General features: G+C 47.2%; 8 protein-coding genes. 1 reads left to right on the plus strand and 7 read right to left on the minus strand.

The features are described 5' to 3' along the window. Positions 1-717 precede the first annotated feature (717 nt). Positions 718-2484: a methyl-accepting chemotaxis protein gene (locus tag J2736_RS32770; protein ID WP_310502720.1), complete on the minus strand. Its 1767-nt coding sequence runs from the start codon at positions 2482-2484 to the stop codon at positions 718-720. Positions 2485-2689: 205 nt separating this feature from the next. On the opposite strand from J2736_RS32770, the gene J2736_RS32775 reads away from it, so the two are divergent. Further along, a complete protein-coding gene (locus tag J2736_RS32775; protein ID WP_310502721.1) occupies positions 2690-3631 on the plus strand; it encodes a diacylglycerol/lipid kinase family protein in 942 nt (313 codons plus the stop codon). Here the strand turns inward: J2736_RS32775 and J2736_RS32780 are convergent. The 6 genes from J2736_RS32780 to pdhA form a co-directional block, all read right to left on the minus strand. Continuing rightward, a complete protein-coding gene (locus J2736_RS32780; RefSeq protein ID WP_310502722.1) occupies positions 3628-5814 on the minus strand; it encodes an AMP-binding protein in 2187 nt (728 codons plus the stop codon). The two genes, J2736_RS32775 and J2736_RS32780, sit on opposite strands and share 4 nt — an antisense overlap. Positions 5815-5943: 129 nt before the next feature. Beyond that, entirely contained in the window at positions 5944-6678 is a 735-nt protein-coding gene (locus J2736_RS32785) for a glycerophosphodiester phosphodiesterase (RefSeq protein WP_310502723.1), read from the minus strand. Positions 6679-6853: 175 nt separating this feature from the next. Next, positions 6854-8269 (minus strand): dihydrolipoyl dehydrogenase, encoded by a 1416-nt coding sequence (lpdA, locus tag J2736_RS32790; protein WP_310502724.1) that lies wholly within the window; start codon positions 8267-8269, stop codon positions 6854-6856. Positions 8270-8273: 4 nt separating this feature from the next. Further along, a complete protein-coding gene (locus J2736_RS32795; RefSeq protein ID WP_310502725.1) occupies positions 8274-9611 on the minus strand; it encodes a dihydrolipoamide acetyltransferase family protein in 1338 nt (445 codons plus the stop codon). A 33-nt stretch (positions 9612-9644) separates the two neighbouring features. Then, complete coding sequence (locus J2736_RS32800) at positions 9645-10625, minus strand: alpha-ketoacid dehydrogenase subunit beta (RefSeq protein ID WP_310502726.1); 981 nt, start codon at positions 10623-10625, stop codon at positions 9645-9647. 56 nt (positions 10626-10681) lie between these two features. Further along, entirely contained in the window at positions 10682-11764 is a 1083-nt protein-coding gene (gene pdhA / locus J2736_RS32805) for a pyruvate dehydrogenase (acetyl-transferring) E1 component subunit alpha (protein ID WP_310502727.1), read from the minus strand. Positions 11765-11783 lie beyond the last annotated feature (19 nt).

An 11783-nucleotide genomic window follows, 5' to 3' on the forward strand; every position in this document is an offset into this window, starting at 1 on the left:
CTACCAACTAGCTACTCCAACTCACTTCCAGCCACCGAGACGTCGATTATCAACCGCTCAGCTTCACTCCACTGCACGTTCACCTCCGAGACGTCGGATTTCGACGTCTCGGTCTACCAACTAGCTACTCCAACTCACTTCCGCCTACTCAGACGACGATTATCAACCGCTCAGCGTCACTTCACTGCTCATTCACCCCTGAGACGTCGTATTTCGACGTCTCATACTACCAACTAGCTACTCCAACTCACTTCCAGCCACCGAGACGACGATTATCTACCGCTCAGCGTCACTTCACCGCTCATTCACCTATGAGACGTCGTATTTCGACGTCTCAGATTACCAACTAGCTACTCCAACTCACTTCCGCCTACTCAGCCGTCGAATGCTCAGCGTCACTTCACCGCTCATTCACCTCCGAAACGTCGTATTTCGACTTCTCAGACTACCAACTAGCTACTCCAACTTACTTCCAGCCACCGAGACGACGATTATCGACCGCTCAGCTTCACTCCACCACACATTCCACCTCCGAGACGTCGTATTTCGACGTCTCAGTCTACCAACTAGCTACTCCAACTCACTTCCAGCCACCGAGACGTCGATTATCAACCGCTCAGCTTCACTCCACTGCACGTTCACCTCCGAGACGTCGGATTTCGACGTCTCCGCACAACAAACCAAAAACCCGCAAGCACAATGCCCGCGGGTTCCCAACTACACCTTAAATTTCTGAAGCGAAATTTGCAATTCTTCCGCCAGTCCTGCCAGCGACTTCGCGGAATTCTCAATCTCCTCCGTGGTCGACATTTGCTGCTGACTCGCAGCAGATGTCTCCTGGCTGACGGAGATTCCCGTCTCCGAGACGGAACTCACAATACGCATCACCTGCTCGATCCGCAGGTTCGCATCCACGAGCTGGTGAATGTTCCGATTCACATCTTCCACTTTCATATTTACTTTCTCGACCGAAGTCTCGATATGTACAAACGATTCTTGCGCTTCCTCCGAAATCGTCAACCCCTCTTGCACTTTCCCAGCACCTGTGTGCATGGAACTTACAGCTTGATTGATCTGCCGTTGGATGGATGATACTAGCTCCGTAATATTACGCGCCGAAGTTGATGACTGCTCGGCAAGCTTACGAACTTCCCCTGCAACGACTGCGAAGCCCCGTCCTGCCTCTCCCGCGCGTGCCGCTTCGATTGCTGCATTCAAGGAAAGCAGATTCGTCTGTGTCGAAATCTCATTAATGACATTGACGATTTCACCGATTTTGTGTGCGTTTTTCCCCAAAGCTTCAATTACCACATTCACGTCACGCACCGCGTCTGAAATCTCCGACATCTGCCCCGCGATCGATACGACCGATTGCTTTCCGTTCTTCGCAGCTTTCGTCGCTTGATTGACAAGCGTGGCAACCACTTGCGCCGACTCATCGATCTGCTTCGTACTCGTTACCATCAGACCAACAGCCTCATTCGCTTGCGTCACACCAGCAAATTGTTTATCAAAATCCTCCGACAACTGCTGACTGGACGTTGCAACCTGCCTCGCTGCCAATGAGCTTTGCTCCGAACTTGCCAAAAGTTCTTCTGAGCTCGCGGACAAGGTTAGCGCATTATCTGAAATTTGCATAACTAAGCTTCGCAAGCTCCCTACCATTACATTAAAGGAATTCGTTAATTTACCAACCTCATCCCCATAAGGGTAGTCCATGTTAACCGATAAATTACCACTGGCTGCCTTTTTCATACTTTCTTGAAGCTTCCGAATGGGTGTCGAGATGAGCATATTCAACGTTAACGCACCCAAAGTCATCACAATAATCGCAACGATAATCGTTAAAATAATGACCCAATGCGAAGTCGCTGAATCCGAGCTGCTCGATTTCTGGAATTGTTCCGCAGCAGATTCCTTAAGCCCGACAAGCTTATCTAACGCTTCTACGGTTTTGTCCCCATGCGGAGATACTTCATTGTTGTAAACTTGATACGCCACTTGATTGTTGAGTGTAGCCTGATCGATGGTTTTTGTAACGACTTCGCGGTATTTCAGATTCAGCTCCTCGAAGCTTTTGAAAGCCTTAGCCTCTTCCGCATTCAGGGCGATCCCCGCGATTTTCGAAACTAAATCTTTATTGGTACCGGAGTTCTCATCAAGCTTTGCTTTCAGCTTCGTTTTATATTTCACATCCGTTGACAGCATCATTTCAAGCAAATTAGACTCGGTTTCATTGAAATTTGTTTTTAATTGATTAATCCATTTGACAGATAGCAGACTTTCCTCGTACATTCTAGTAGAATTACTAGACATCTTGTCCATATAATGATAACCAGTAATCCCAACAATTAATAAGAATAGGATTGCAATCGCGTTCATGGCTAACAATTTAAAACGTAGTTTCAGATTACGAAGGATGGACAGGTTGACGTTGAGCTTTCCTGTGCTCTGCATGCCGTTCAATTTTGATGTGAATTTCAAGTTTACCCATTCTCCCCCCGAGTGTAAATCAACAACTTTCTTCTTCATGGCATTAAACCTAACATAGGGTAAATTAATTTACCTATGGTTTATTTTACAAAACAGTCTCTCTTATGTAAAGAAAAATTCGTATAAACCTTACTAGAACAGCCATTTCATCTACCAAATTTTACCACTTCAACTATTACAAAAGGGGAAAATCCACATGTCATCAATTGGAATCATTGTGAACCCACTTTCAGGCAATGACAGAGGAGCTCACATCTGGGGAGAAGTCCAAACCTACCTTCAGACGCATCAAATCTCTTATGTTGCAAAATTGACGACCAAAGCAGGCGAAGCGACCCGGCATGCTATATCTTTGATCCAAGAACATCATGTGGAACGAATTATCATCATCGGCGGAGATGGCACCGTTCATGAAACAGCAGGCGGTGTTTGGCAGCTTCAAAACAGCCTTAATCCCCACCCAATCTGCTCTATCGCCGTGATTCCAGCAGGGACAGGGAATGATTTCGCGAAGGCCTATGGCATACCCAAGCATTCGCTTGAAGCTCTCGAGATTGCATTAACCACACCATCAACGGTGCAAATTGATCTTCTGCATGCCCTTCCTACTCAAGTGGCGGTCAATAGTATTGGCGCCGGCTTTGACGGCATGGTTGCCAAAATTACGAACGAAGCTAGCTACAAAAAATTCCTTAACCGCTTAGGACTAGGCAAGCTGTCTTATTTCATTTCTATTTTGCGAGTGTTCGCAACCTATCAACCTTCCACAGCATGGCTAAAAGTCGACGGCAACGTAACCGAACTACCTGACATGTGGCTGGCAGCGGTAGCGAATATTCCTTTTTACGGAGGCGCGATTCAAATATGTCCAACAGCTAGTCCAACCGACGGTATGGCGGATGTTGTTGTGATTCAAAGCAAAGGCCGCATCCGCCTCTTGCCTGTTCTTTTCACGGTGTATCAAGGAAAGCATACCAAGCATCCAGCCGTATCTTTTTATAAAGGAAAATCCATCTCCATTCAGACAGAAAAGCCACTGCTTGTTCAGGCGGACGGGGAATTCGCGGGCTCCACACCGCTTCAAATCGAACTCCTTCCTGCAGCCATTACCGTCATCCGTGCAAAACCCACAGCCTAAACTGTGGGTTTATCCTCATCTATATTGGCGGCTCCGCTCTTCAGCGCCCATTGCTTTAACGTCACATAGTCAATCTTCCCACTTCCCAATAATGGCAGCTTCTCGATATAACGAAACTCAGAAGGCATATAGATGGCGGGTTGCCCCTCTCCTCTCATCGATTCACGAAGCGTTTCATGTGGACGCACCTTACTGGTATGAAACACAATGATTCGCTCACCTTTTCGTCGATCAGGCACATGTACCGCAGCACAAACCGCAGGTGACATCAAAACCTTCGACACCAGCTCTTCCACCATAAGAAGCGAGACTTTTTCGCCACCAATTTTAGCAAAAGACTGCAAACGTGCTTGAATGAATAGGTACCCTTGATCATCCAAGGTCACAATATCCCCGGTACTATACCACTCAGAAGCAGGAACGAAGCCTTTACTATGAATCAAATACCCCTTCATCACATTCGGACCTCGAACGAGCAAATGGCCTCCTGTCGCAATTCCTTCCACTTCTTCCACCACAGCGTCCATCCCCGGCAGTAATTTACCGACGGAGCCTTTCTTTGTGTACATCGGTGTGTTCAAAGAGATAACAGGGGTAGTCTCCGTTGTACCATAGCCCTCCAATATGCGAATCCCGAATTTATCCTGCCAAATTTGACGTACTTCCTCTTTCAACCTCTCAGCACCCGCTACCACATAACGCAACGAATGGGCAAAATCATAAGGATGGGCCGTTCTCGCATACGCTCCTAGAAACGTTGACGTACCAAATAGTATCGTAATATTCCGATCATATACGAGCTCTGGAATCACTTTGTAGTGCAAAGGATTGGGGTATAATACCAGCTTAACCCCCGAAAGTATCGGGAGCATCGTTCCCGCTGTTAATCCAAATGAGTGAAACATCGGCATACTGCCCAGCACGCTATCGGAACTATTAAAAGCGATAACAAGCCTCGCCTGCTGTAAATTCGCGCATATATTTCGATGTGTCAGCACAACACCCTTCGGTTTACTTTCACTACCTGAAGTGAAGAGAACAACTTCATTCTGTCCAGCACCTACAGGCCCTTTTTTCCGTTGCAAAAAGTCGAACAAACCATGCAGCTTGTCAACTAAAGTGAGCGCTTCCTTCACTTCTTCAAGATAAACAAGTTGATAACAACTACTTGCTGCCTGGACAAAATCCGAAAGACCCGCCTTCACAATGAAAGCCTTCGATGTCAGCACGATGCTCACTTCTGCCGTTTCACAAGCATCCAGCATCGCCTGCCTGCCGGCTGAGTAATTCAATATCGCGGGGGTAATGCCTAATCGAAATAGCGCAAATAACGTCACCACATGCCCCGCGGCATTCGGCAGCAGTAAGGCTACGCGTTTCCGTCCTTGCAATAGCTTTCCTAACGGAACAGCCAGTGTATAGCTAGTCAACTGCAGCTTCCGATAAGTTAAAGCAGAATTACTTAAGACGTCTACACAAATGACGGTGGATTGACCATTTTTATGTGCAGCCGACAGCAGTTCATTAAATAAGTTAACCTCTGGTTGAAGTCGGCTTTCTAGTAAATGACGTAATAATTGGTTTCGAACCGCTTCCGTCGCATGCTCCTTTTGAACTTTACGTGTGAACCGGTCATCCCCCAGTGGAACTCGAAAAGCTTCACCAAACGTAATGTTCACCTGCGGGAACCAGCGTTGTTTTATTTTTCCACGCAGATAAGAGAACTTCGAATATTCCAAACCTTCGATTGCTATCGGCACGATACGCGCTTGGGAGCGGAGGGCTAGGTACCCGATACCGCCATATATTTTCATCATGCCACCTGTAGTAGAAATACGTCCCTCTGGAAAAATAACAAGCGGCGTTTCACTTTGTATGGTTTTCAACATTGTACGAACGGAATAAGGATTCAAGGGATCCACCGTGATATGAGCCCTGAAATGAAGCACCCATGCAAATCGCTTCGCAATATTCGTATTCACAACAAATGCCACATCTTTAGGCAGAATTAGAGCGAGCAGTACCGCATCCAACAACGACACATGATTCGGAATAAGCACCGTTTTTCCCGTCAGCACGAGACTTTCCATCCCTGTTACTTTCACCTTAAAGGCAAACAGCACAAACAGACGCAAGCACGGAAGTAAAAGCCTTACTAACGCAACGAACATCCATTTGATCATGGGAATTCCCCCTATTGGTATCTCTCGCGAGTCTGTCAATAGTTCATTGTATGCGGGAAAAAGAAATAAGACCTCGGCATGTGTATGCTTCGGTCCCAATTATTCTTGCTATGTCGTAAAAATAACTTTTTATGTATTCAAGTATGCTTTCAATCGGCCAGGAAAATCGGTAATAATGCCCGTGACGCCGGCAGTAATCATCATTTGATAGTCAGAAAGTTCATTCACCGTATAGGGATAGACCGCCAACCCCGCTGTCGTTGCCATGGCAATATCCGCTTCAGCGAACGAATGATAATGGGGATGCAGGGAGTAGACATCGACGTCAAGCAATTTGGCATAGCCCGCATGGTCAATGAGATTCGCTGCATACAGCAAGCCCACCTTCAACGCTGGTTCTGCCCGCTTTAAGCGCTGAATCACTTTATGGTCAAAAGAAGAAACGACGACATCTTCGTACCGATCATCCCTCTCTCGCAAGAACGCCAGAAGAGCACTCTCCATGCGTCCTTCATAAGCATCCTTTACTTCCACATTGATGAGCGTCCCCCGCGGCACTAAATCAAATACTTCGCTTAGCAACGGTATGCGTTCCCCTAAGAACTTCTCCGAAAACCAAGCTCCCGCGTCTAGTTTCCGAATGTCTTCCCACGATTGATGAGCAATAAGCCCTGAACCATTCGTAGTTCGATTCAACGTCCCATCATGACATACGACGATCTTCCCATCTCTCGTGAGATGAACATCCAGTTCAATTGCCTGAGCCCCTTGCTCCAAGGCTAATGCAAAAGAAGCTAATGTATTCTCTGGGGCTTCCCCCGCCGCGCCGCGGTGACCAATGATAATTGGTTTCGATGTAGGCATGTTCAACGCTCCCAACGTTTTAACTTCCATGACTTGCTCTACAAATTATATAAGCAGTCGATTCGGGGCGTCAATCCACGTATCTCTATTCATAAAAATAGTCCCGTAGAGTGGCTTTGCAGCCATACTCTCGGGACTTTTATCTAAAGGCATAAATACCGTAAGAAACTAAATCTTATTTGCCAAGTTGGTGAATGGGATGTCCAAGTGCGCCTTCAGCAGCATCCATGATCATTTCAGTCAATGTTGGATGTGCATGAATGGTAAGCGCGATGTCCTCCAGATTAGCCCCCATCTCAACTGCAAGAGCAAGCTCTCCAATCAAGTTTGACGCTTCTGGACCAACGATTTGACCACCAAGCAACTGACCTGTTTCTTTGTCGCCAACAAGCTTCACGAAGCCTTGAGCCGCGTTCAAAGAGTTCGCACGTCCGTTAGCTGCGTAAGGGAATTTACCAATGGTAACATTGATACCTTGTGCTTTCGCTTCGGTTTCGCTTAGACCTACGCCAGCAATCTCCGGATCGGAGAATACAACAGCAGGCATTGCTTTGTAATCAACGATACTTGTCTGACCCGCGATCGCTTCAGCCGCCACTTTTGCCTCATACGAAGCTTTATGCGCCAAAGACATACCAGGGACTACATCACCGATTGCAAAAATGTGAGGAATGCTTGTGCGACCTTGGTTGTCGACTTCGATCAAACCGCGATCTGTCATTTTCAAACCAATGAGGTCCAAACCAAGCTCGCCGTCAGTGTTCGGACGACGACCTACAGTTACAAGAACGTAATCTGCAGTCACTTGTTTTTCTTCTCCTTTTACAGTGAAAGTAACTGTAACATCGTTGTCAGTTTTCGTGCAGGATTGCGCTAACGCTTCGGTATGAACCTCTACGCCAACTTTCTCCAAGTTCTTAGCAACCAGCTTCGTCAATTCTTTCTCGAAACCTGGAAGCACGTGATCAGAACCTTCCAACACCGTTACTTTCGTACCGAATTTCGCGTACGTTTGACCAAGCTCGATTCCGATATAGCCACCGCCGATAACGACCATGCTTTTCGGAATTTCTGGCAAGTTCAAAGCTTCTGTCGAGGAGATGATTCTTCCGCCGTAAGGGAAAGCTTTCAACTCAATCGGACGGGAGCCTGTTGCGATAATACAGTTTTTGAAGCGGTAACGCGGTGCTTCTGCATCATTGAACACACGTGCTTCGTGCTCATTGATAAACATCGCTTCACCTTGGAACGTTTGGATCTTGTTGCCTTTCAGCAATGCACTAACGCCGCCAGTTTGTTTGGCAACGATGCTGTTTTTCCAAGCTTGTACCTTCGCAAAGTCCACTTTCACGTTCTCTACGGAGATCCCGATGCTGTCCGCATGCTGAGCGTGCTCATACGTATGCGCTGCTGAGATCAAAGCTTTGGATGGGATACAGCCGCGGTTCAAACACACGCCGCCCCAAGCGTCTTTATCAACAATTAGAACGCTTTGCCCAAGTTGTGCAGCACGGATGGCAGCTACGTAACCGCCAGGGCCTGCACCGATGACTAACAAATCTATATCTAGAGAAGCATCTCCCACTACCATGTTGTTACACCTCCAAGACGAGAAGCTCTGGATCAGCCAGAAGCTGTTTGATGTAGTTCAAGAAGCTTTGTGCTGTCGCTCCGTCTACGATACGGTGATCGAAACTCAAGGAAAGCGCCATAACGTGTCCAACAGCGATTTCTCCGTTTTTCACAACTGGTTTCTCTGTGATACGGCCTGCACCCAAGATCGCAACTTCTGGGAAGTTGATAACTGGTGTGAAGAACATACCGCCAACAGAACCAATGTTCGTGATGGAAATCGTGCCGCCTTTCATTTCGTTCGGAGACAATTTGCCTTCGCGACCGCGAACAGCCAAATCTTTAATCGCTGCTGCGACGGACCAAACGTTTTTACGGTCAGCATCATGGATAACAGGAACGAGCAATCCGTTGTCTGTATCTGTAGCGATTCCGATGTTGTAGTACTTTTTGTAGACGATTTCTTGCTTCTCTTCGTCGATCATGGCGTTCATAACCGGGAATTGACGGCAAGCTGCTACCAATGCTTTCACGATGAAAGGAAGGTAAGTCAGTTTCACGCCTTTTTTCTCTGCCAGTGGCTTCGTACGCGTACGAAGAGCGACTAGTGCCGATACGTCGATCTCATCCATCAATGTCACGTGCGGAGCCGTGTACACGGATTTAACCATCGCGTTCGCGATGATCTTACGGATGCCTTTGAACGGAGTCCGTTCTTCGACGCGATCGCCTACGACTACCTGCTGCGGTGCGGCAGCAGGTGCTGTTTCACCAGCTGCAGCTGGAGCTGAAGCTGCTTCACTTGCTGCTGGAGCTGCGGCTGCGCCAGCTCCTCCAAAGCCTTCCACGTCCTCGCGTGTCACGCGGCCGTGCTTACCTGTAGGCGTCACCTCTGCGAGTGTGATGCCTTTTTCTCTTGCAAGCTTGCGGACGCTAGGCGTCGCAAGCACTTCACGGCCAGCGCCAACTGATGTCGGCGCTGGAGCTGCTGGAGCAGCTGCCGCAGGCGCTGCTGCTACCGCTACTGCTGCTGGAGCTGGTGCAGCAGCAGGTGGAGCTGTTGCCACGGCTGGAGCCGCGTGGCTGGAGCCTTGATGCATCGAAGCTGCAGGCATCTCGCCAGTTACTTCAATCGTCATCACAAGTTCGCCGATTGTGCAGACTTGTCCATCTTTGACAGCAACGCTGACAACCTTACCTTCAACAGGACAAGGAACTTCAACGACTGCTTTATCATTTTGTACTTCCATAAGAATCGTTTCGTCAGTTACGGTATCACCCGCTTTAACTAACATTTTCACGATCTCGCCTTCATGTATGCCTTCACCAAGCTCTGGGAACTTGTATTCAAACAATGCCACGTGTACGACCTCCTGTACCTTCGACTGGGTGAATTAAAATTCGAGTACTTTCTTAATTCCAGCAATTACGCTAGCTGGACTTGGCAACCAAGCATCTTCGATTTGTGCGAAAGGATATACCGTATCTGGTGGTGAAACACGCAGAACTGGCGCTTCCAAATGAAGAATTGCTTTTTCATTAATTTGAGCAATTACCTCTGCAGCTACTCCAGAAGTTTTTTGCGCTTCTTGAACGATGATGGCACGATTTGTTTTCTTAATGGATGCTACAATCGTATCAATATCCAATGGAAGAAGTGTACGAAGATCGATAACTTCGACTTTCACACCTTCTGTTTTTTCGATTTCTTCAGCGGCTTTCATGGACGTGTGAACCATAGCACCGTAAGTAATAATGGTAACGTCTGAACCTTCTTTAACCACATTCGCTTTGCCTAGCTCGACTGTGTATTCGCCTTCTGGTACTTCGCCGCGGAAAGCACGGTATAAGTTCAAATGCTCCATGAAGAAGACAGGGTCATTATCACGAATTGCTGCGATTAGAAGTCCTTTTGCATCGTAAGGGTTGGAAGGAACAACGACTTTAATTCCTGGCGTTTGAACCAAAAGACCTTCAAGTGCATCCGTATGAAGCTCAGCTGCTTTTACACCGCCGCCAAAAGGCGTACGGAATACGATTGGTGAGTTGTAACGACCACCGGAACGGTAACGCATACGAGCCGCTTGTACGCAGATTTGGTCAAGTGCTTCGTAAATGAAACCTACGAATTGGATCTCAGCGATAGGGCGGAAACCTTGAACGCCTAAACCAACCGCAAGTCCGCCGATTGCGGACTCAGCAAGAGGCGTATCGAATACGCGCTCTTCGCCGAATTCTTTTTGTAAGCCTTCTGTTGCACGGAACACGCCACCAACGTTACCAACGTCTTCACCGAACAAAATAACATTAGGATCTCTTTCTAATTCTACGCGCATCGCGTCTTTTATCGCTTGAATCATTGTCATTTGTGCCATGACTACTCTGTGCCTCCTAAATGTTTTCGTAAGAAAACTTGTTTCGAACGTTCACTCTATTTGTATAATTCTTTTTGTTCTTCCAAATGAGAAGGCGTTACTTCGAACATGGAGTCGATCAAACCAGCGACTGTCATTTTCTCTGTCTCTTCTGCTTTTTTGATGTGCTCAGCAACAGTAGCTTTCGCTTCTTCTTTCACTTGAGCTTCTTCTTCTTCACTCCAAAGGCCTTTTTTCGTCAAGAACAAACGCATACGTGTAAGCGGATCTCTTGGCTCCCAATCGGACTCTTCGTCTTTGGTACGGTACTTCGTTGTATCATCGGCCAAGGAATGTGGACGGAAACGATATGTCAACGCTTCGATCAACGTAGCGCCTTCGCCTCTGCGTCCTCTTTCAGCAGCTTCTGTAACAGCTTGAACAACAGCTAGAACGTCCATACCGTCTACTTGAACGCCTTTGATACCCGCAGCAACGGATTTATGTGCAACAGAAAGCGCTCCTGTTTGTTTCGAGTAAGGTGTTGTAATCGCGTAACCATTGTTTTGTACAAAATAAATGACAGGCAGCTTGAATGCTCCAGCAAAGTTCATGCCTTCGTAGAAGTCACCTTCTGAACTTCCACCGTCACCTGTGTAAGTAATCGCTACACGCGGTTGATTGCGTTTCTTGAACGCCATAGCAACACCAGTTGCGTGAAGAATTTGTGCGCCGATAATAATTTGCGGCATAAGTACATGAACATCTTCCGGAATTTGTCCGCCATGTTGATGACCGCGGGAATACAAGAATGCTTGATATAGCGGAAGACCGTGCCATACAAGTTGCGGCATATCGCGGTACCCTGGGCAGATGAAATCATCTTTATTCAATGCAAATTCGCTGCCAATCATGGATGCTTCTTGACCGGAAACAGGAGCGTAGAAACCAAGGCGTCCTTGACGACCTAGATTTACGGCTCTTTCATCCCATACGCGTGTGAATACCATTCTTCTCATTAGTTCTTTTAGTTGTTCATCGCTAAGTTTAGGCATTTTATCGGGATTTACGATTGTGCCGTCTGGAGCAAGAACCTGCAATGGCTCAACCTTTTCTGTGGTCACTTCATAATTTGCTTGGCTGACAAGTGGCTTACTCATACCATTTCACCTCTTATAT

Source organism: Paenibacillus qinlingensis, from assembly GCF_031455095.1.
GTDB lineage: Bacteria > Bacillota > Bacilli > Paenibacillales > NBRC-103111 > Paenibacillus_E > Paenibacillus_E qinlingensis_A.

Excerpts from the sequence above, each read along its gene's own strand:
- J2736_RS32775 (WP_310502721.1), top strand. The coding sequence starts at position 2,690 with ATGTCATCAATTGGAATCATTGTGAACCCACTTTCAGGCAATGACAGA.
- J2736_RS32780 (WP_310502722.1), bottom strand. The coding sequence starts at position 5,814 with ATGATCAAATGGATGTTCGTTGCGTTAGTAAGGCTTTTACTTCCGTGC.
- J2736_RS32785 (WP_310502723.1), bottom strand. The coding sequence starts at position 6,678 with ATGCCTACATCGAAACCAATTATCATTGGTCACCGCGGCGCGGCGGGG.
- lpdA (WP_310502724.1), bottom strand. The coding sequence starts at position 8,269 with ATGGTAGTGGGAGATGCTTCTCTAGATATAGATTTGTTAGTCATCGGT.
- J2736_RS32800 (WP_310502726.1), bottom strand. The coding sequence starts at position 10,625 with ATGGCACAAATGACAATGATTCAAGCGATAAAAGACGCGATGCGCGTA.
- pdhA (WP_310502727.1), bottom strand. The coding sequence starts at position 11,764 with ATGAGTAAGCCACTTGTCAGCCAAGCAAATTATGAAGTGACCACAGAA.